The organism is Micromonospora sp. NBRC 107095, from assembly GCF_030269705.1.
GTDB lineage: Bacteria > Actinomycetota > Actinomycetes > Mycobacteriales > Micromonosporaceae > Micromonospora > Micromonospora parva.
This window is the reverse complement of record NZ_BSTU01000001.1, coordinates 416,945-436,450: the sequence shown is the minus strand read 5'-3', so window position 1 is coordinate 436,450 and position 19,506 is coordinate 416,945. Positions and strand designations below refer to the sequence as shown.

Annotated in this window: 22 protein-coding genes; 9 read left to right on the top strand and 13 right to left on the bottom strand. The window is 72.5% G+C overall.

The window, feature by feature from the left end:
• Positions 1 to 4: 4 nt before the first annotated feature.
• Positions 5 to 436 carry a hypothetical protein gene (locus QSK15_RS02130; protein ID WP_285792645.1) on the top strand — a complete coding sequence of 144 codons (432 nt, stop codon included), beginning with the start codon at positions 5 to 7 and terminating at the stop codon, positions 434 to 436.
• A gap of 31 nt (positions 437 to 467) precedes the next feature.
• Here QSK15_RS02130 and QSK15_RS02125 read toward each other — a convergent pair whose 3' ends face one another.
• Positions 468 to 1,826, bottom strand: coding sequence for an FAD-binding oxidoreductase (locus QSK15_RS02125; RefSeq protein WP_285792644.1), 1,359 nt, complete (start codon positions 1,824 to 1,826; stop codon positions 468 to 470).
• Between the two features lie 96 nt (positions 1,827 to 1,922).
• On the opposite strand from QSK15_RS02125, the gene QSK15_RS02120 reads away from it, so the two are divergent.
• Together QSK15_RS02120 and QSK15_RS02115 are read left to right on the top strand one after the other, a co-directional pair.
• The gene (locus tag QSK15_RS02120; protein WP_285792643.1) at positions 1,923 to 4,019 is read left to right on the top strand and encodes a S9 family peptidase; all 2,097 of its coding nucleotides are present in this window, start codon (positions 1,923 to 1,925) and stop codon (positions 4,017 to 4,019) included.
• A 16-nt stretch (positions 4,020 to 4,035) separates the two neighbouring features.
• The gene (locus QSK15_RS02115) at positions 4,036 to 4,191 is read left to right on the top strand and encodes a hypothetical protein (RefSeq protein ID WP_285792642.1); all 156 of its coding nucleotides are present in this window, start codon (positions 4,036 to 4,038) and stop codon (positions 4,189 to 4,191) included.
• A gap of 68 nt (positions 4,192 to 4,259) precedes the next feature.
• Here the strand turns inward: QSK15_RS02115 and QSK15_RS02110 are convergent, their stop codons facing one another.
• From QSK15_RS02110 to QSK15_RS02095, 4 genes are all read right to left on the bottom strand, one after another.
• Positions 4,260 to 5,792 (bottom strand): FtsX-like permease family protein, encoded by a 1,533-nt coding sequence (locus QSK15_RS02110; protein ID WP_285792641.1) that lies wholly within the window; start codon positions 5,790 to 5,792, stop codon positions 4,260 to 4,262.
• Positions 5,789 to 6,490: an ABC transporter ATP-binding protein gene (locus tag QSK15_RS02105; RefSeq protein WP_285792640.1), complete on the bottom strand. Its 702-nt coding sequence runs from the start codon at positions 6,488 to 6,490 to the stop codon at positions 5,789 to 5,791. The genes QSK15_RS02110 and QSK15_RS02105 overlap by 4 nt, the downstream gene beginning before the upstream one ends.
• A complete protein-coding gene (locus QSK15_RS02100) occupies positions 6,487 to 7,023 on the bottom strand; it encodes a PadR family transcriptional regulator (RefSeq protein ID WP_030333995.1) in 537 nt (178 codons plus the stop codon). Before QSK15_RS02100 ends, QSK15_RS02105 begins: the two co-directional genes overlap by 4 nt.
• Positions 7,024 to 7,190: 167 nt before the next feature.
• Entirely contained in the window at positions 7,191 to 7,775 is a 585-nt protein-coding gene (locus tag QSK15_RS02095) for a TIGR03086 family metal-binding protein (protein WP_285792639.1), read from the bottom strand.
• A gap of 31 nt (positions 7,776 to 7,806) precedes the next feature.
• On the opposite strand from QSK15_RS02095, the gene QSK15_RS02090 reads away from it, so the two are divergent.
• Positions 7,807 to 8,676: a helix-turn-helix domain-containing protein gene (locus QSK15_RS02090; RefSeq protein WP_285792638.1), complete on the top strand. Its 870-nt coding sequence runs from the start codon at positions 7,807 to 7,809 to the stop codon at positions 8,674 to 8,676.
• Between the two features lie 12 nt (positions 8,677 to 8,688).
• Here the strand turns inward: QSK15_RS02090 and QSK15_RS02085 are convergent, their stop codons facing one another.
• From QSK15_RS02085 to QSK15_RS02060, 6 genes are read right to left on the bottom strand one after another with little or no spacing between them, the layout of a single operon-like run.
• Complete coding sequence (locus tag QSK15_RS02085; RefSeq protein ID WP_285792637.1) at positions 8,689 to 10,227, bottom strand: SpoIIE family protein phosphatase; 1,539 nt, start codon at positions 10,225 to 10,227, stop codon at positions 8,689 to 8,691.
• 4 nt (positions 10,228 to 10,231) lie between these two features.
• Entirely contained in the window at positions 10,232 to 11,593 is a 1,362-nt protein-coding gene (locus tag QSK15_RS02080; protein ID WP_285792636.1) for a sensor histidine kinase, read from the bottom strand.
• Entirely contained in the window at positions 11,590 to 12,603 is a 1,014-nt protein-coding gene (locus QSK15_RS02075) for a SpoIIE family protein phosphatase (protein WP_285794303.1), read from the bottom strand. The genes QSK15_RS02080 and QSK15_RS02075 overlap by 4 nt, the downstream gene beginning before the upstream one ends.
• The gene (locus QSK15_RS02070) at positions 12,600 to 13,019 is read right to left on the bottom strand and encodes an anti-sigma regulatory factor (RefSeq protein WP_285792635.1); all 420 of its coding nucleotides are present in this window, start codon (positions 13,017 to 13,019) and stop codon (positions 12,600 to 12,602) included. The genes QSK15_RS02075 and QSK15_RS02070 overlap by 4 nt, the downstream gene beginning before the upstream one ends.
• Positions 13,016 to 13,426: an STAS domain-containing protein gene (locus QSK15_RS02065; protein WP_279514668.1), complete on the bottom strand. Its 411-nt coding sequence runs from the start codon at positions 13,424 to 13,426 to the stop codon at positions 13,016 to 13,018. Before QSK15_RS02065 ends, QSK15_RS02070 begins: the two co-directional genes overlap by 4 nt.
• Positions 13,426 to 14,286 (bottom strand): STAS domain-containing protein, encoded by an 861-nt coding sequence (locus tag QSK15_RS02060; protein ID WP_285792634.1) that lies wholly within the window; start codon positions 14,284 to 14,286, stop codon positions 13,426 to 13,428. Before QSK15_RS02060 ends, QSK15_RS02065 begins: the two co-directional genes overlap by 1 nt.
• Before the next feature lie 163 nt (positions 14,287 to 14,449).
• On the opposite strand from QSK15_RS02060, the gene QSK15_RS02055 reads away from it, so the two are divergent.
• Positions 14,450 to 14,806: an STAS domain-containing protein gene (locus QSK15_RS02055; protein WP_285792633.1), complete on the top strand. Its 357-nt coding sequence runs from the start codon at positions 14,450 to 14,452 to the stop codon at positions 14,804 to 14,806.
• A 13-nt stretch (positions 14,807 to 14,819) separates the two neighbouring features.
• Here QSK15_RS02055 and QSK15_RS02050 read toward each other — a convergent pair whose 3' ends face one another.
• Complete coding sequence (locus tag QSK15_RS02050; RefSeq protein WP_285792632.1) at positions 14,820 to 16,100, bottom strand: MFS transporter; 1,281 nt, start codon at positions 16,098 to 16,100, stop codon at positions 14,820 to 14,822.
• A gap of 50 nt (positions 16,101 to 16,150) precedes the next feature.
• On the opposite strand from QSK15_RS02050, the gene QSK15_RS02045 reads away from it, so the two are divergent.
• The 4 genes from QSK15_RS02045 (at position 16,151) to QSK15_RS02030 (ending at position 18,260) form a co-directional block, all read left to right on the top strand.
• Entirely contained in the window at positions 16,151 to 16,858 is a 708-nt protein-coding gene (locus QSK15_RS02045; RefSeq protein WP_377620163.1) for a FadR/GntR family transcriptional regulator, read from the top strand.
• Between the two features lie 39 nt (positions 16,859 to 16,897).
• Positions 16,898 to 17,371 carry a large conductance mechanosensitive channel protein MscL gene (gene mscL / locus QSK15_RS02040; RefSeq protein ID WP_285792630.1) on the top strand — a complete coding sequence of 158 codons (474 nt, stop codon included), beginning with the start codon at positions 16,898 to 16,900 and terminating at the stop codon, positions 17,369 to 17,371.
• A gap of 82 nt (positions 17,372 to 17,453) precedes the next feature.
• A complete protein-coding gene (locus tag QSK15_RS02035) occupies positions 17,454 to 17,705 on the top strand; it encodes a hypothetical protein (RefSeq protein WP_030332357.1) in 252 nt (83 codons plus the stop codon).
• Between the two features lie 183 nt (positions 17,706 to 17,888).
• Entirely contained in the window at positions 17,889 to 18,260 is a 372-nt protein-coding gene (locus QSK15_RS02030; RefSeq protein ID WP_285792629.1) for a hypothetical protein, read from the top strand.
• Here the strand turns inward: QSK15_RS02030 and QSK15_RS02025 are convergent.
• Entirely contained in the window at positions 18,173 to 19,459 is a 1,287-nt protein-coding gene (locus tag QSK15_RS02025) for a benzoate/H(+) symporter BenE family transporter (RefSeq protein ID WP_285792628.1), read from the bottom strand. The two genes, QSK15_RS02030 and QSK15_RS02025, sit on opposite strands and share 88 nt — an antisense overlap.
• Positions 19,460 to 19,506 lie beyond the last annotated feature (47 nt).

Sequence of the window (19,506 nt, the reverse complement as noted above, 5' to 3'; positions counted from 1 at the left end):
GGCCATGTCGAGTGCCGTGCAGGTCACGCCGTACTCCCGGCCGTTTGTCCGTGCCCTGGTCGTCGCGCAGCTCGCGACCATCGGTGCGTTCCTCGCCGTGCTTCTGCTGTACCTGGGCCGGATGGCCGCCGCCGGCGTCGGCCCGGCCGAGATGCTGACCGGCGCGTACGACCCGAAGGACGTGATTCCGTTCGGGATGGGTGGGCTGAACCCGTTCCTCTGGCTCTATGGCGTGGTCGGGATGCTCTATGTGGCGGGTGCGGTGCTCGGGCTGCCGTTGGCGATCGTCGCTGGAGCACTGGCCGCCCGGGAGCGCGCGACCCTGCCCCGGGCGACGAGGACGCTACTGCTGGCCGGCGCGGTTGGTGGCCTGCTGGTGCTGGTGGCCCGTTTCACTCCGCCGCTGCTGGACATGCACCGGTGGTGGCTGGACTGACCCCGGGCCGGGTCACCTGGAGCGGCCCGACTCACAGGCCCCCGGGGAGCCGGCCGGGCGCGAGCCGGTGCTCCGGATCCAGGTGGCGCTTCGCGGCGCGCAACTGGGCCAGGCCGGCCAGCTCACCCCAGAGGTCGACCGCCTGGCGGACCGCCGCCGGAGCGGAGATCACCACGCAGCGACCCTGCCGGGCCAGCAGCACCCCGCGGACGGCGGCCAGGATGGACGCCACCCGGTCGGGTGCCAGCGCCCCGGGCAGCGCCGCGTGCACCATGCCCAGCCCGGCGGACCCGCGCACCGGGACGGGCGTGCCGGCCGCGTCGCGGAGCGCGTACACGGCGGCGTGCAGATCGCCGATCGGCACCTCCAGGCGCAGCGCCGTGTCACCGGGCGCGAACGGATAGCGGCGCCACCACGTCGGCGCCGAGTGGGCGATGGTGGCCTCGCCGTGCAACAGGCCGACCAACCGCTCGGCCCGCTCGGTGACGTCGGCGGGGCCGCCCTCCAGCAGCACCACCAGGCTGCCGGCCCGTGACGGGGCACCAGCCCGGCCGGACATCGACGGGTGGCGCTCCCGGGCGGTGGCCGCCGGGTGACCGGGCGGGTACGGCGTACGCGGGCGGGGGGTGCCCCCGGGCAGATCCAGCTCGATGGCCGACGGCTCCAGTCGGGCGGCGAGGATCGTCCGGACCAGGTCGTGCACCTCCAACGGCGTCCACACCGGGCGGGACACCCAGAGCCTGGTGGCCGGCAGCGGTTGCACCCGCAGGCTCGCCGAGACCAGCACACCGAGCGCGCCCTGGGAGCCGCAGAGCAGTTGGGCCATGTCGAGGCCGGGCGCGCCGCCGCCGATGCTGATCAGCTCGCCGTCGGCGGCGAGATAGCGCACACCGAGCAGTTGGTCGCAAGGGCTGCCGTGGCGGTGCCGGAGCGGACCGGCCTCTCCGGCGGCGAGCACGCCACCCAGAGTCGCGCCGGGTGAGGGCGCGTCCATCGCGAGCCGCTGCCCGGTGCGCTCCAGGGTGGCCTGCACCGCCCGCAGTGGAGTGCCGGCCCCCACGTCGGTGACCAGCGACTCGACGGGCTCGTGACCGATGCCGGCGAGCCGGCCGGTGTCGAGCAGGATGTCGACCTGAACGGGAGTGGCACCCCAGTCGATCTTCGTGCCCGCGCCTCGGGGCACCACCGTCAGATCGTGCCGGGCGGCCAGCCGCAGCACCTCGGCGGCGGCGTGCGGGCCGCCGGGAACGGCCACCCAGCGCGCCGGTCGCCCCGCCACCTCGTCGGCGGGCCCGGCCAGCCGGGAGAAGGGCGGGCCGCAGATCGCCGCCAACCGCCGGGTGATCTCAAGGGCTCCGGACCGGCCGAGGGAACTCGCTGCTGCCGCCATGCCGGCTATCGTACATGTGTTCGAATGCAGTGGTAGCGGGTATCGGGATGCCGCTGGTCCGGCGGACTGCGGCTGCCGGCCGGTAACGTGGCCGCCGTGACCACCGAGACTGCCCCGCCCGCGGCGAAGCGGGTGCCCAGCGAGCGCACCCACCACGGCGACACCGTCATCGACGAGTACGCCTGGCTCGCCGCCAAGGACAACCCGGAGACGATCGCCTACCTGACCGCCGAGAACGAGTACACCGACGCGCGGACGGCACACCTGGCCGACCTGCGCGCCGACCTGTTCGAGGAGACTCGCCGACGCACCCAGGAGACCGACCTGTCCGTGCCGACCCGCAAGGGCGGGCACTGGTATTACACCCGGACGGTCGAGGGACAGCAGTACGGAGTGCAGTGCCGGCGGCCGGTCCGCGACGGCGAGACCAAACCGCCGGTCAGCGCAGACGGCGCCCCACTCGACGGCGAGGAGGTGCTGCTCGACGGCAACCTGCTGGCCGAGGGGCACGACTTCTTTTCGCTCGGCGCGTTCGACGTCAGCCCGGACGGCCGCTGGCTGGCCTACTCCACCGACTTCTCCGGCGACGAGCGGTTCACCCTGCGGGTGAAGGACCTCACCACCGGTGAGCTGCTGCCCGACGAGGTGCCGGACACGTTCTACGGCACCGCCTGGTCGACCGACGCCTCGGTGCTGTTCTACGTGACGGTGGACGACGCCTGGCGACCGAACCGGGTCTGGCGGCACACCATCGGCTCCCCCGCCGCCGACGACGTGGTGGTCCACCAGGAGGACGACGAGCGGTTCTGGGTGGGCGTGGAGCTCACCCGGTCGGAGAAGTTCATCCTCATCGACGTGCACAGCAAGATCACCAGCGAGGTGCTGGTGATCCCCGCCGGCAACGCGACCGGCGCGCCCGCCGTGATCGCGCCCCGCCGGCAGGGCGTCGAATACACGGTGGAGCACCACGGGCACCGCTTCCTGATCCTGCACAACGACAACGCGGAGGACTTCGCGCTGGCGTTCACGTCTGCGGACGTACCGGGCGACTGGGTGCCGCTGATCGAGCACACCCCCGGCACCCGGCTGGAGGCCGTGGACGCCTTCGCCAACCACCTGGTGGTGTCGCTGCGCACCGACGGGCTCACCGGGCTGCGGGTGCTGCCGGTGGGCAGCGACGACGCGTACGACATCGACTTCCCCGAGCCGCTGTACAGCGTCGGGTTGGACGCCAACCCCGAGTACCGCACCGGTCAGGTCCGGCTGCGCTACTCCTCACTGATCACCCCCGACTCCGTGTACGACTACGACCTGGTCACCCGGCAGATGGTGCTGCTCAAGCAGAAGCCGGTGCTGCCCGGGCCGGACGGCCGACCGTACGACCCGGCCGAGTACGAGCAGCACCGCGACTGGGCGCTCGCCGACGACGGCACCCGGGTGCCGATCTCGCTGGTCTGCCGGGTCGGCACCCCCCGGGACGGCTCGGCGCCCTGCGAGCTGTACGGCTACGGCTCGTACGAGGCCAGCATGGACCCGTGGTTCTCGGTGGCCCGGCTGTCCCTGTTGGACCGAGGCGTGGTCTTCGCGGTGGCGCACATCCGGGGCGGCGGTGAGCTGGGCCGACGGTGGTACGACCAGGGCAAGCTGTTGGCCAAGAAGAACACCTTCACCGACTTCGTGGCGTGCGCCCGGCACCTGGTCAAGGCCGGCTGGACGGCCAGCGACCGACTGGTCGCCCGGGGCGCGTCGGCCGGCGGCCTGCTGATGGGGGCGGTGGCCAACCTCGCGCCCGACGCGTTCACCGGGATCGTGGCGCAGGTGCCGTTCGTGGACGCACTCACCTCGATCCTCGACCCGTCGCTGCCGCTCACCGTCACCGAGTGGGAGGAGTGGGGCAACCCCCTCGACGACCCCGAGGTGTACGCGTACATGAAGTCCTACACGCCGTACGAGAACGTGGCCGCCGTGGACTATCCCGCGATCCTCGCGGTGACCAGCCTCAACGACACCCGGGTGCTCTACTCCGAGCCGGCGAAGTGGATCGCCCGGCTGCGGGCGGTCGCCCCGGACGGCGACTACCTGCTGAAGACCGAGATGGGTGCCGGGCACGGCGGCCCGAGCGGTCGCTACGACTCCTGGCGTGAGGAGGCGTTCATCAACGCCTGGATCCTGGACCGCCTCGGCCGCGCCTGACGACGGGGCGGCGGCGATGGCCGACGAGGACGAGCCGGGGTCGACGCCCCGGCGCGCCTCCGCGTGGATGATCCTCGCCGTGGTCGCCGCCGCCCTGCTCGTCTGCTGCTGCTCCGCCGCCGTGGGCCTGCTGATCTCCTGGTCGGCCGGGCTCTTCCACACCCCGACCTGACCGCCGGCACGGCTTCAGCCGCGGCCGGCACCGACCAGCGCCGCCGCCACCAGCGGTGTTACATCGACTCAGGCCGTCCGCAGCTCGTCCAACGCCGTGCTGGTGCGCAGGAAGAGCAGACCGACACCGACCGTCACCAGCACCGCGCCCAGCGCGCCGGCACCGAGCCAGGCCAGGTGCTCCAGGGGTACGGCGGGAACCCGCTCGATGTCGGGGGTCCCGATGACCGCGAGGTACCGTTCGCGGGTGGCCGGGTCGGCGCAGAGCTCCGCCGTGGCGGTGCAGACCTGCGTCGACGATTCGCCCCGCACCGCTTTCGGGAAGAGCCCCCGGCCGAGCAGCGTGCCCACGGTGAGCGCGAGCAGGATGGCCGGCACCGCCGGGGTCAGCGCCTGCCAGGCCACCGAACGGCTCAGCGCGCCGCGCGGCACCCCGGTGGCGACCAGAGCCGCGTACGCGCGTCGGCGGGCCACGATCCCCTCGACGAGCGCGACGATCAACCCGCCCGCCGCGATCAGGATGGCCACCGCGACGGCGGCGTCGACAAGGTCCATCGTGGACAGGTAGAACGGGTCGGCGCCGCCGTCCGCCCCGGCGAGCTGGCTCTGCTGCCGGTCGAGCTGGTCCTGGGTGACGAAGTAGGAGCGCAGCGCGGCCGCGCCGGCACCGAAGATCACCGCGGTCAGCAGCGCCGCGAACGTGCGGCTGCCCGCCCACGGGTCGGCCATCAACCGGCCCGCCGCGAGCAGGGCCGGTGCCGTGCGGGCATGCCGACGCAACAACCGCCCGCACTGGTACGAGATCCAGCCGGTGCCGATCACCACCCCGATCATCGCCGCGAACCCACCCACCGCGATCAGCAGCGGCACCAGCCAGGTCAGTACCCCCTCGTTGTCGTCGAACCGTTCCTCCACCGGCTGGACCGCCGCGAACGACACCACGCCGAGCCCGATCAGGAAACCGGCCCACGGCCGCGGGCCGCGCTCGCGCGCCGCCCTACGGCTCACCCCGAGCGGGCTGGTGGTCACCGTACGCAGCATCACCGTGGTGGCCAGCGCCGCGACGACCGGCAGACCGAGCACCACGCCGACCAGCGCGCCGGATGACGGCAACACGTCAGTGGGCAGGGCCAGTTGACCTCGCGCGTCCGGGCGGTGCAGAAGATCGCGGCCCACCAGGTAGACACCCAGCCCGACGAGCGTGCCGAGCAGAGCGGCCACGCCGGTCTCCAGCACCACCAACCGGGTGACCTGCCCGGGAGTGGCGCCGGCCAACCGGAGCGCGGCCAACCGGCGGTCCCGCGCCGGCGCGCCGAGCCGGGCGCACTGACCGGCCAGCGCCAGCACCGGGAGCATCAGCATCAGCAGCGCGAACGCCGTGCCGCCGCGCAACCCGGGCTCGACCAGCAGCGCGTTGTGGTACTGCTCCGACCACCTGTTCGGGTTCTCCTCCGTCGCGGTGGGCGTGGGGATGGCCAACACGGTGAGCGCCGCGAGCCCGGCCAGTGTCGCCAGCAGGGCACTGAGCGCCGTGAGCACCACCCGGGCGGTGTCGGTGCGGGTGCCGGCGAGCGCGAGCCGGACCAGCGTCGCCGGTCTCACCGCGCGCCGCCGGCCAGCGGCACGTCGAGCCCCAGGCCGGTGTGGTCCACCAGGCCGTCGCGCAGCACGATCTCCCGATCGGCGTACGCGGCGATCCGCGGCTCGTGGGTGACCAGCACGACGGAGGTGTGCTGCTCACGGGCGAGCCGGACCAGTTGGGTGAGGACCTGTTCACCGGTGAGCGTGTCCAGCGCTCCGGTCGGCTCGTCGGCGAAGAGCACCCGCGGCTCGGTCACCAACGCCCGCGCCGTGGCGCACCGCTGTTGCTGACCGCCGGACATCTCCCCCGGCCGGACGTCGGCCACCTCGGCCACCCCGAACCGTTCCAGCCAGGTGAGCGCCGCCGTCCGTGCCTCTCGCCGCCCCGTGCCGGCGAGAAGCAGCGGCAGGGAGACGTTCTCCACCGCGGTCAGTTCGGCCACCAGCTGGCCGAACTGGAACAGCACCCCGAACTCGGTACGCCGTAACCGGGACCGGGCCGCCTCCGACCAGGTGTCGATGCGGTGCCCGCGCCAGCTGACCTCACCGGCGTCCGGTCGGAGGATCCCCGCCAGGCAGTGCAGCAGGGTCGACTTGCCGCAGCCACTCGGCCCGGTTACGGCGACGATCTCGCCCTCGGCCACGTCGAGCGTCACGCCGCGCAGCGCGGGCGTCGGACCGTACGCCCGAACCACGCCGCGAGCCTGGAGTTGCGTCACGGATGCACCTCCCGGTGCCAGTCGGCGACCCGGCCCAGGGTGGCGTGCAACCACCCCAGATCCGCGTCGAGGTGGGCGATCGCGAAATCGGCCGCGATCACATCGCTGAGGGTGGCGGTCGGGTCGGTCTTGACCACTGTCAGTTCCCGCAGCCGTGCGGTGTGCGCGGCCCGCTGGGCGACCAGGTAGGACCTGGCCCGGTCGACGTCGGCGACCAGCAGCGCCACCACGACCTTGGCGAAGAGCGTGCTGGCCACGTACGGCATCGGCGGTTCGACTGTGGACAGCCACTGGTCCAGCGTGTCCCGCCCCTGGTCGGTCAACGCGTACGCGGTGCGATCCGGCCCGGCCACGCGGTCCTGCCCGGCGGCGGCCACCAGCCCGTCGCGTTCCAGCCGGCCGAGAGTGGCGTAGACCTGCCCGAAGGCCAGCGGCCGGGCGCGCGGCAGCCGCTCGTCGTGCGCACGCTTCAGCTCATACCCGTGCCGACTGCCCCCAGCGAGCAACCCGAGCAGGACATGTGGCGTCGACACCCCGCCCACTATTCACCCAGCGAATACCCAAGTCAACAACCCCACCCCCCCACCCCCACCCACCCCCTCTCCGGGTGGACCCAGCCCGTTGATCATGAAGTTATTGCCCGGACACGCCGAGGCGGACGGCAATAACTTCATGATCAACGCAGGGGAGCGGGGTGGGGTTAGGGGGTTTGGGGCCAGGTGGGAGTTCGGCCGGTCTGGGTCAGGAGGTGGGCCAGGTCGGAGGTGGGTGTCCCGGCGGGGGTGACGGGCAGGACCGGGTCGGCGAAGACCCCCATCTTGCGGGCGGTGGGGCCCAACTGCTCCACCAGCGCGTGCAGCTCGGCCACCACCTCCGGGGCCGGGTGGTACGGCTGGCCGGTGGCGACAGCGAGGTCCCAGCCGTGCACGGTCAGGTCCAGCAGCGCCATGCCGCCGACGACGGCCTGCGGCATGCCCATGCCCGGTGACACACCCTCCACTGTGGATGGCTCCGACCATGCGCCAATCAGTCGGCCGGTCTCGACCTCGAAGCGGTCCCGCCAGCCGTCGCCCAGGTGGTCGGGCTTCTCGACCCACTCCACCTGTCGCTTCTCGGCCAGGTCCTGAAAGTTGACCACCACCTGGAAGAGGTGGTTGAGCAGATCACGGACCAGATAGTCCTGGCAGGGCGTGGGCAGGTCGAGCTGATCGTCGGTGATGCCGCGTACCACGCCGATGGTTCCCGGCGCGGCAGCGGCCAGCAGATCGCTAGTCTGAGTGGACATAGGGCCAGCGTATGAGGGTGGTCTTGAACAAATGCGACAGCGACCGCGGGCCGACAGCCGGGGAATCCTCAACCCGGGACGGATGCTGCGCGAGGTGCGCTTCCGGCGGCACCTGCCGACGGAGTCGCTGCGCCAGTGGGTCGAGCACTACTGGTTGATCGACTGGTCGTTGAGCACACCGTTCGAGCAGCGGATCGTGCCACACCCGGCGGTGAACGTGGTGTTCCGCAGTGACGACGGCGACCACGACCACGACCACGGTGACCGCCACAGGCGCGGCGACGGACACCAGCCTGAGGCCGGCGAGGTGGCCGGAGTGGGCCGCGACCTGTTCCGGATCACGCTCAGCGGCAGCGGCCGGGTGTCCGGGGTGCAGTTCCGTCCCGGCGGGTTCCACCCGTTCTGGCGTCGCCCGATCAGTGAGCTGACCGGCCGTAGGGTGCCGCTGCCCGCCGGCCGGCTGACCCACCCGGATTTTTCGATGTTCACGCTCTCGGGGCCAGGCACCCGCACAGCCAACGACGATGAACGCTGCCGGGCACTGGACACCCTCCTCACCGACTGGCAGCCCGAGCCGGACCCGATGGCCGACGAGGCCGTCCGGCTGGCCGAGGCGATCCGCACCGACCGGACCGTGCTGCGCGTCGACGACCTCGCCGCCCGGCACGACGTTCCGGTCCGCCGGTTGCAACGGCTCTTCCTGGAGTACGTGGGGGTCGGGCCGAAGTGGGTGATCCGCCGCTACCGGCTCCAGGAGGCCGTCGAACGGGCCGCCAGCGCTCAGCTGAGCTGGGCCGACCTCGCCGCCGACCTCGGCTACAGCGACCAGGCCCACCTGGTCCGCGACTTCACCGCAGTGGCCGGGGTGTCCCCCGCCGCGTACGCCCGCTCGGTGCGCTGAGGAAACCGGACATCAGCGGCGACGCAGAACGACCACGGCGACGTCGTCCTGGATCTCCGGCGGGGCCAGTTCCACCAGCAGTCGAGCGCAGAACTGGTCCAGGTCACCGTCGACGGTCGCGGCGACCCCGGCCAGCGCGGCCAGCCCCTCGTCGATGGTGGCGTCCCGTCGTTCGATCAGCCCGTCGGTGTAGAACACCAGCGTGGCCCCGGCCGGCACCACGAACTCCAGGTCGGCCGGGCGGGGGGCGCGAACGCCGAGCAACGGCGCCGAATGCTGCACGAACTCGACCTTGCCGTCCATGACCAGCAGCGGCGGAAGGTGCCCGGCGCTGGCCAGCCGGACCCGCCCGGTCGGCGGGTGCAGCAGCAGTACGCAGAGCGTCGCCAGCTCGTTCGGCAGCAGTGTCCGCATCAGCTCGTTGACCCGGTGCAGGATCTCGCCGGGCTGGTGGCCCTCGACCGCGTACGCCCGCACCGCGTGCCGCAGCTCGGCCATGACCGTCGCCGCGTGCAGCGAGTGGCCGGCGACGTCCCCGATCGCCAGCAGCAGGTGCCCGTCGAGCATCACCAGCTCGTAGAAGTCGCCACCCACCTCGGTCTGCGCGCTGGCCGGCTCGTAGCGCACCGCGAGGTCCAACCCGGCCACGGTGGGCAGCCCACGCGGGAGCAGGCTGCGTTGGAGGGTGACGGCGATCCGGTGCTCCTCGTCGAACGAGCGCTGCGCCTCCACGGCCGCCGCCACCGCCTGAGCCAACTGCACCAGCACCGGGGTCCGCGCGGTCTGGGTGCCGGTCGGGACCACCACGTACAGCGGGGCCCGGTCCTCGCGGAGCTTGGCGGCGGCGACGGTCACCGTGTCGTCCGCCGGCCAGTCGACAAGCCCCCAGTTCTCGGGGGCCTCCACCCGGACCGTGGCGCCGGTCGGCACCCCGGTGTCGTCGACGACCCACGGCACCACGGCGGCCGCCGCGCCGGGCCCGGCGCAGACGCCCGCGATGCAGTCACCGTCGAAGGTCTCGGCGATCACCGCCGCCGGGCTCTTGAAGATCTGGGCGGCGCCCTCGGCGGCAGCCTCCAGCAGGCGCGCGAAGGTCGGCGCGGCGTGCACAGCGACGGTCGTGTCGGCCAACCCGAGCAACCGTTCGGCGAGCAGTTCGGCCCGCTGCCGGGCCTGGTAGTAGCGCAGCACCGCCCGGGTGGTGGCGATCAGCTCCTCCGGCTCGATCGGCTCGGTCAGGTACGCGTCCGCGCCCCGGGTCAGCCCCTGCGCGCGGTCGGCCACGTCCACGGCGTGCGCCGACACGTGGATCACGGGCATCGCCGGGTGCCGCGCCTTGATCTGTTCGCAGACCTCGTAGCCGCTCAGGTCGGGCAACCGGACGTCGAGAACCACCAGGTCGACCCGGTCCACCTCGACCCGAGCCAACGCCTCGGCGCCGTTCTCGGCCTCCAGCACCGTGAACCCGGCCCGGGTCAGCCAGCTGACCAGCAGGTAGCGCTTGGTACGACTGTCGTCGACCACCAGGACGGTTGTCGGCACGCCGTCCATGTCGTCACGCCCCGCCGGTGGGCAGGGAGACGGTGAACGTGCTGCCTTCACCCGGCGCGCTGGTCAGCTCCAGCGTCCCGCCCAGCAGCGTCACCAGCCGCCGGGCGTACGGCAGGCCGAGGCCGGTGCCGCCGACCCGGGTGGCTCCGGGCACCTGGTAGAACTCCTCGAAGATCCGGTCGTGCAGCTCGGGAGCGATGCCCGGCCCGGTGTCGGTGACCTCGAACTGCCAGCGGTCGCCGTGTTGGCTGGCCCGCAGCCGCACCTCGCCGCGCTCGGTGAACTTCAACCCGTTGTGCAGGAGGTTGCGCAGCACCTGGCCGAGCAGCACCTCGTCGGTGCGCAGCACTGCCGGCCCGCTCGGCTCCTCCACCACCAACTCCACCTCCGGACGGGTGGCCACGGCGCGCAGGGTGCCGCGCAGTTGACCGAAGACCGGGCGCAGGTCGACCTCGGTCACGTCCGGCTCGATCCGACCGGATTCCGCCTTGGCCAGGTCGAGGAGTTCGTTGACCAGGTTGAGCAGGTCCGCCGCCGACGAGCGGATCAGCTCGACCTGGCGGCCCTGCTCGTCGGTGAGCGGGTCGGAGGCGGAGTCGGTGAGCAGCCGCCCCAGGCCGATGATCGCGGTAACCGGCGCACGCAGTTCGTGGCTCACGTTGGCCAGGAACCGGCTCTTCGACTCACTCGCCGCGCGGAGCTGGGCCGACTTCTCGTCCAGCTCGGCGTAGAGGGCGACGACGCCGCGATTGGTCTCCTCCAGCTCCTCGGTGAGCTGGTTGTAGAGGGCCAGCACGCCACGGTTGGTCTCGGCCAGTTCCTCGTTCAGCACTGCCAACTCGTCGCGCTGACTGCGCACCTCGTCGAGTGCGGCGATGAGCTGACCATTCTGGGTGGTGAGCTCGTCCAGCGCGCTGGCCGGCGCGGTACGGCCGAGTTCGGCGCGGAACTCGGCGAGCCGCTCCGGGGTCGGCGTCGGCGCGCTGGCCGGGACTCGTCGGGACATCCTCACGACCGTAACCCCCTCGACGGTCGACACGCTCAGTGTGTCAACCAGTCGGGACACCGCACCGGACTGCGGTTGGTAGCGGCCGTCCGGCAACGGGGACACCGGGGCCAGGTCGGCGCGCAGGTGGAACCGGCCGTCGGCGCCCGCGTCGACGTGGAAGGAGACGTCCGCTCCCGCTGTCGTCCGCAGCAGGTCCCGGGCGACCTCGCTCAGCGCGGTGGCGACCCGGACCTGGTCCTGGTGTTCCAGGCCGACCACCATGGCCACCTCGCGGCCCCGCTGGCGGATCACGAAGATGTCCTGTTCGACCCGCAGCGCCATCTGGAGCAGCGGCGGCGCGGCCGACTCCCCGGTCATGCCCACGACCTCGCTACCAGTACGCAGGCGTCGTCGCGGCGCACCCCGGCGTCCCGTAGCAGGGTGGCCGCCATGACCAGCGGGGATCTCTCCGCCAGGCCCGGGTAGTCGGACATCCGCCACCGGTCGACCACCCCGTCGCTGTGCATCACCAGCCGGGCACCGGGGCCGAACGGGTAGTCGTACTCCCGGATGGCCGGTCGTTGATGGCCGGCGATGCCGGGCAGCGACACCAGCCCCCGGCGCTGGCCGCCACCCTCGACGATCACGCCGGCGATGTTGCCCAGGCCGGCGTAGTGCAGCACACCGGCTGTCGGCACCAGTTCCGCGACCGCGAGCGCCGCGCCGCGGGTGTGCGACATGCTCCGGTGCAGGTGACCGACCACCACCGCCGGCGGGCCGGCGGGGGCGTCGCGGAACGCGGCCAGCGCTGCCTCGGTGGCGGCACCGGCCAGCGGGCCGTGCCCCAGCCCGTCGCTGACCAGCACCTGGTGGCGCCCGTCGGCGACCCGGACGGCGTAGCCGTCACCGCTGACCGTCTCGCCGGTCAGCGGTCGGGTGAGCGCACCGGCCCAGGACTGTCGGGCCGCCTCGGCCGGCCAGACCTGCACGGCGAGGACGGTGCCCCGGCCGGACAGCGAGTATCCGTCGAACCAGCTGGCCTGCCGGACGATGGCGCCCAGACCGATGCCGAGCGTGCCGGTGGTGGAGTGCCCGTCCCGCGACGAGACGGTCAGGTCGGCCATGCCGGGCCCCGAGTCGATGGCCACCAACTCCACCCCGGCCTGCCCGGCGCGGCGCACCGGCCGCAGCAGCAGGACACCCTCGTCGGCGTGCTTGACCAGGTTGCTGGTCAGCTCGGCCGCAACGATGGCCAGGTCGGCGATACGCGCCGCACCCATCTCCACCTGCGCGCCGAGGCGCTCGGCGGCGCGTCGGACGGCGCTCGCCGCGCTACTGGCCTCCACCCGGAACCAGATGCCACTGTCGGTGACCGCGTCGGCGTTCACCTGGACCACTTGGTGACCGTGATCCGCGTGCCGGTTTCCGCCGACGTCTCGATCTGGAACTCGTCGACGAGGCGGCGCGAGCCACTGAGCCCGAGGCCGAGTCCGCCGCCGCTGGTGTAACCGTCGGTCATGGCCAGGTCGAGGTCGGCGATGCCCGGCCCGGAGTCGGCGAACACGATCTGCACACCCTTGCGTCGGCCGTTGTCCACGATCGTCACCTCGACCGAACCGCCGCCGCCGTACACCAGGGTGTTGCGGGCCAGCTCGCTCGCCGCGGTGACCAGCTTGGTCTGGTCGACGAGGGACAGCTTGCTGGCCACCGCCACGGCGCGGACCAGTTGCCGGACGCGCACCACGTCCTCATCGCTGCGAACCGACTGCGCCTGTGGTTGGCCCAGGTCGATGCCCGCGGTCACGGCGTGGCCGTCTCGGCGTCCGGTTCGTCGTCGAGCTGGTGGTCGAGCTCTTCGGCGTGGGCCGCCGCGATCAGCTCCATGCCGCGCTCGACGTTCAGGGCGGTACGGATGCCGTTCAGCGACAGCCCCAGTTCGACGAGGGTGATGGCGACGGCGGGGCGCATCCCGACCACCACCGTCTCCGCGTCGAGCACCTTGGAGATCGACGCGATGGTGGAGAGCATCCGCCCGACGAAGGAGTCGACGATGTCCAGCGCGGTGATGTCGATGATGACGCCGTGGCAGCCGGTGGCGACGATCCGCTCGGCGAGGTCCTCCTGAAGCTGGACCGCCGTCTGGTCGGACATGTCGAGCTGGATGGAGACCAGCAGGATGTCCCCGATCTTGAGGATCGGCACCCTTTCCATCAGGCGTCCCTGCGTGGCTGGCGGCGGGTGGTTTCCACCCCGTTGAGCCGCAGCACGTGGCGCAGCGCGTCGGCGAGGCTCGCCTTCGTGGCGATGTCCCCGAACTCGATGCCGAGCGCCACGATGGTCTGGGCGATCTGCGGGCGGATGCCGGAGATGATGCAGTCGGCGCCCATCAGCCGTGCGGCCACCACGGTCTTCAGGATGTGCTGGGCGACCTGGGTGTCCACCGCCGGCACGCCGGTGATGTCGATGATCGCGTACGGCGAGCTGGTGTCGACCAGGGTCTGCAGCAGCCGTTCCATGACGACCTGGGCGCGGGCCGAGTCCAGGGTGCCGACCAGCGGCACGGCGACGACGCCCTCCCAGAGCTTGACCACCGGCGTGGAGAGTTCGAGCAGCTGCTCGGCCTGGTCGGCGATCAGGCTCTCCCGGGTGCGGACGAAGCTCTCGAAGGTGAACAGACCCATCTCGTCGACAAGCTTCGCGAAGGCGACGTAGTCCGTGAGCGCGTTCGGGCCGCCGGCCTCCTGCACCAGCTCGGCCAGCACGTCCTTGAGCGCGAAGATGCTGATCGCGGTCTCGCTGGCGGAGAAACCCTGCCGGGCCCGACCCCGGGACAGCTCGGAGAGTGCGGCGCGCAGTTCGGCGGCACTGTCGGCGGACAGGTCGACGTTGCCCTGGTCGCCGCTGGCGACGATGGCACGGTGCAGGTCCTGCACCTGCCGGCGCAGCTCGGCCTGGCTCAGCCGGCCCCGCAGCGAACTGGTGACGATCTCGGTCCACCGAGTCGTGACCCGTTCGTCCTGCTCGCTCAGCAGGGCGGCGAGCCGACCGCTTTCTTCGGTGCTCAACGCCATTTCGAACCCCCTTGACCTGGACCGGGCGGACTCTATCACCGGGGCCCGACCAACTACTTGCCGCGTAGCAACGGAATGACGATGACCACCGGATCACGGCTCCCGTTCTACCTCCGACCATGGTCGTGGGATACCGTTCCCCCGATAACAGGAGGTCTGGCGAATGTCGTTGACGGTGCACACGGAACAACGCGGCGACGTGGTCGTCGTGGCGGTCGCTGGCGAGCTGGACATGGCCACCGCACCGCAGCTGCAGGACCAGATCACCGACCTGCTCGACAAGGGCCGCAACCGGTTGGTGTTCGACCTGGCGGACGTCTCGTTCTGCGACTCGACCGGTCTGTCGGTCTTCGTCCGCGCCAAGAACAGCTGCGACGAGGCTGGCGGCGTGGTGCGGCTGGCCGCCCCGCAGCGGGGTGTGCTGCGCATCCTCGAGGTGAGCGGCCTGGTCGAGGTGCTGCACACGTACCCGACGGTGGATGAGGCAGTCGCCGGCGACTCGACGCCGGCCTCTTCCTGACCGCTGCGGCTCGTCACTCGTCCTCGACGTAACGGGGACGAGCGATCGCCATGCCCGCTGCCGTCTGGACGGCGAGGGCGCCCAGCAGGAAACCGATCGGCGCGGTCCAACCACCGGTGGCCTCGTAGAGGATGCCGACCATCAGCGGGCCGAGGGCCGCGATCACGTAGCCGGTGCTCTGCGCGAACGCGGAGAGCGCGACGGTCCCCTCCGCGGTTCGGGCGCGCAGGCCGATGGCGGTGAGGATCATCGGGAACGCGCCCTGACCGATCGCCAGCAGGGCGACCCAGAGCAGCGCGGCTCCGTGCGGTGCGAGCGCCAACCCCAGGTAGGCCAGCGTCGACGCGGTGGTCAGCCCCAGCACCAGCGGACGCAGGCTGCCCAGCCGGCCGGCCAGGGTGGGCATCAGCAGCGCGATCGGCACGCCGAGCGCGGTCACCCCGGCGAGCAGCAGCCCGGCCGACTCCGGCTGGTAACCGGCGTCGCGGAACAGTTGGGCCAGCCAGCCCATGATCGCGTACCCGCTGAGCGACTGTGCCCCGAAGTAGACGGCCATCGCCCAACCGAGCCGGGTCCGCGCCGGCCGGACCCGGGTGGGTGTGGCGACGGCCGCCGTCGGGGTCGCCCTCCGCGCCGCGGCACGGGTCCGCAGCGCCAGCGGCACCCACGGGAGTACGGCCACCGCGGCCATCACGGCCCAGACGCCGAGCCCGGCCCGCCACGACCCGAAGGCGTGCGCGATCGGCACCGCGGAGGCGGCGGCCACCGTGGTGCCCACCGTCAACGCCATCGTGTACGCCCCGGTGACCAGGCCGGTGCGGTGCGGGAAGTGCTGCTTGACGAGCATCGGCAGCAGGATGTTGGCGACCGCGATGCCGGACAGCGCCAGTGCGCTGGTGAGCACGAAGACCAAGGCCGAGTCGGTGGCGACCCGGAGCACCTGGCCGACGGCGAGGGCGAGCATGGCGACCACCAGCACCCGGGCCGGCGCCACCCGGCGGACCAGCCACGGGGTGAGCGCGCCGAGGCCGGCGAACGCGATGGTGGGCAGGGTGGTGACCAGACCGGCGGTGGCGCCGGAGAGGCCCAGCCCGTCGCGGACCTCGTCGAGCAGCGCGCCGAGGCTCGTCACCACGGCCCGCAGGTTGAGCGCCACCAGCAGCATCCCGACCAGCACCAGCGCGCCACCGGTCGCCGGGTGCGTCCGCCGGCCGGCACCGGGGTCCCGCGTCGGGCGGGGGTCGGCGGTGGCGGGGGCGGGCAGCGCCGGAGCGGCGGTTGGTGGCGGGGTCATGACCGCTAACCTACAATCATGGGATGAATTTGGGACCGGTGATGTAACCAGTGCCACCGTCTGTGGAATTCCCCTCCGCGCCGCCGCGCGACCAGCCACCCGTCCCGCCGCGCGGCCATCGGGTCCGGCAGACCACCGAGCAACTGCGCGCCCGGATCCTCGGCGGCGAATGGCCCGTCGGCGCGCGCATCCCCACCGAGCCACAACTGGTCGCCGCGCTGGGCGTCGGGCGCAACACGGTCCGCGAGGCGGTCCGCGCCCTGGTGCACGCCGGGGTGCTCGAATGCCGGCAGGGCTCCGGCACCTACGTGGTGTCCACCGACGAACTGGCACCCGTGGTCGCCCGCCGGCTCGGCGACGACCGGATGACCGAGGTCGTCGAGGTACGCCGCGCCTTCGAGGTGGAGGCCGCCCGGCTCGCCGCGCTGAGGCGTACCCCCGAGGACCTGGCGGCGCTCGACGGGGCGCTCGCCCAGCGCGAGGCCGCCTGGCACGGCGGCCAGGTCGACGCGTTCGTCGAGGCCGACGCGGCGCTGCACACGGCGGTGGTCGCCGCCGCGCACAACGCCATGCTCGCCGAGCTGTACGCCTCGGTGGGCACCGCCCTGCGCAGCACCGTCGCCCAGGCCATGGGTGGGGCGCTCACCCCCGAGCGCTACGTCGACCACACCCGACTGGTCGAGGCGATCCGGGCCGGCGACCCCGGCCGGGCGGCGCTCGAAGCCGGCGCTTTTCTGGAACCCGCCGTACGGGCATAGGTTGTGCCCGACAGAAAAGCGGACACCTCGGGAGTACGGATGCTCAAGGGTTTCAAAGACTTCATCATGCGCGGCAACGTCGTCGACCTGGCGGTCGGTGTCGTCATCGGCGCCGCGTTCACGGGCGTGGTCACCCAGCTCACCAAGTCATTCCTCGAACCGCTGGTCCGGGTGCTGATCGTGCTGATCACCGGGAACAAGAACGGCCTCAGCGGATCGACCCCCAAGTTCCGGGAGATCCCATTCGACTGGGTGGCGTTCGTCAACGCGGCCATCACCTTCCTGCTGACCGCAGCAGCGCTCTACTTCCTGGTCGTCTACCCGATGAACCGGCTGGCCGAGCGGCGCAAGCGGGGCGAGGAGCCGCCGCCCTCGGCGCCGAGCGAGGAGGTCAAGCTGCTCACCGAGATCCGGGACGCCCTGGTCTCCGCCGGTCACACCACCCCCGGCCAGCAGCGCGGGGCGCTCGACGACGTGCTGGGCCGCCGTCCCGAGCCGCCGACGCAGCGCTGACGCCGAACGGATGCACATCGGCCCCTGTGGGATTCCCGCAGGGGCCGCACCTTCTCGTACGTGTGTTCGATAGAGTCCCGCCATGGAGCAGCGAAAGCACTGGTGGAACGGGAAGTGGGGGCGACTGGCCCGGCGGGACGTCTTCCTGCGGGTGGACGCCGACCGATGGCATGTCGAGCAGCGCGCCGGCGGCGCCGAGGGCATCTCCCGCTTCTACGAGTACGGCAGTGCGGACGAGGCCGAGGACACCGTACGGGCACTGCTCGACGGCCCGGACACCTGGCGCGAGCTGTCTCCCCGCCCGCCCGGCGGCTGGACCCTCCCGAACACCTGAATGGGCTGCGTGCCGCTGGCGTGGCCGCCCGTCGCCCGCCACCTTGCACGGGCCTGTGGAGGCGGTATTGCTTTCGACGGTGATGACTCTGAGGCATATTGATGCCTCAGAGTCATCACGCTCTTCGGGCCGATCGCCTCCCGGCGGCGTTTAGTGGCGTACCGCCCTGGGAACCGCAGCGGGATGGATCAGCAGGACGAGCAGCAGGCGACCATCTCGCGGATCACCACCGGGATGCCGGTGATCGACTCAGCTGGCACCGAGGTCGGGACCGTGGACCTTGTCCAGCGGGGTGACCCGAACGCGGTAACCGTCCAGACACCGACCGCCGACCCGGGCAGCAGCCTGGACGAGCTGATCGAGGCGACCGCGGTCGAGGAGCCGGACGTCCCAGCCGATCTGGCGGCGCGACTGCTGCACAGCGGCTACCTGAAGGTCTCGACCGAGCTGACCCGCACCGGCGCGGTCTACGTACCGGCCGACCGGATCGGATCGGTGGCCGACGGCCGGGTCCTGCTGGCCGTCGGGGTGGCCGACCTGCCGTCCGAGGAGTGACCCGACGGCCCCGGCCCGGCGGGGATGGCCCCGACTGGCGGGGCGGATGGGCGGCGGTGGAAGAGCAGCAGCATCAGGCAGCCCGCGACCAGGCCCCAGAACGCGCCGCCCACGCCGATCAGCGTCACCCCGGACGCGGTCACCACGAAGGTGACCACGGCGGCCTCGCGGGTCGCCGGGTCGGTCACCGCCGAGGCGAGCGCGGTGGCGAGGGCGCCCAGCAGCGCCAGCCCGGCGACCGCCTCGATGAGGATCGGTGGGGCGACAGCGACAAGCGTGGTGGCCACCCCCGCGCCCAGGCCCAGCACTGCCAGTCCGGCGCCGGCGGTGACCGAGGCGATCCACCGGCGCTCCGGGTCGGGGTGCGCGTCGGGGCCGGCGGCGAGCGCGGCGGTGATGGCCGCGAGGTTCACCGCGTGCCCGCCGGCCGGGGCGGCGAGCAGGCTGGCCAGGCCGGTGGTGCGTAGCGCGGCGCCGAACGGCGGCCGGTAGCCGTAGCCGACCAGCACCGCCATGCCGGGTACGTTCTGCGCGGCCATGGTGACCAGGAACAGCGGCAGGGCCACCCCGATCAGGGCGGAAGCGTTCCAGGCCGGTGCGGTCAGGGTGACCGACGGGATCAGGGCGGCACCGGTCAGGCCGGCCGGCGGTGCGGTGAGCGCGATCGCCGCCACCGCCACCACCAGCGCACCGGGCACCGCCCAGCGGCGGGCGAACCGGTGCAGCACCAGCCAGGCGACCACGACCGGCCCGGCCACCACCGGCAGCTCGACAAGCGCGCGGACCGGGGCTGTGCACAGCGGCAGCAGCACCCCGGCGAGCATCGCGCCGGCCACCGGCTTGGGGATGGCGGCCACCGCCCGACCGAGTGGCGGGAACAGTCCGGCGGCGACGATCAGCACCCCGGAGACGAGGAAGGCGCCCACCGCCACCCGCCACCCGCCCGGCGGCGCTCCGGTGGCGACCAGCAGCGCCGCCCCCGGAGTGGACCAGGCGGCGCTCATCGGTATCCGGTACCGCCAGCCCAGCCAGGCGGCGGCGAGGCCGCTCGCCACGCAGAGCGCGAGCAGGCCGGAGGCGGCCTGCGCGTCCGACGCGCCAGCCGCTCGGAGCCCGGCCAGCACGACGGTGAACGAGCTGGCGAAGCCCACCAGCGCGGTCACCACCCCGGCCAGCACCGGTTGTACGGGTCCCGCCACCCCACCCCTCCCGACTGTTCCGTTTACGGAACGGCAGCGTGTAGCAC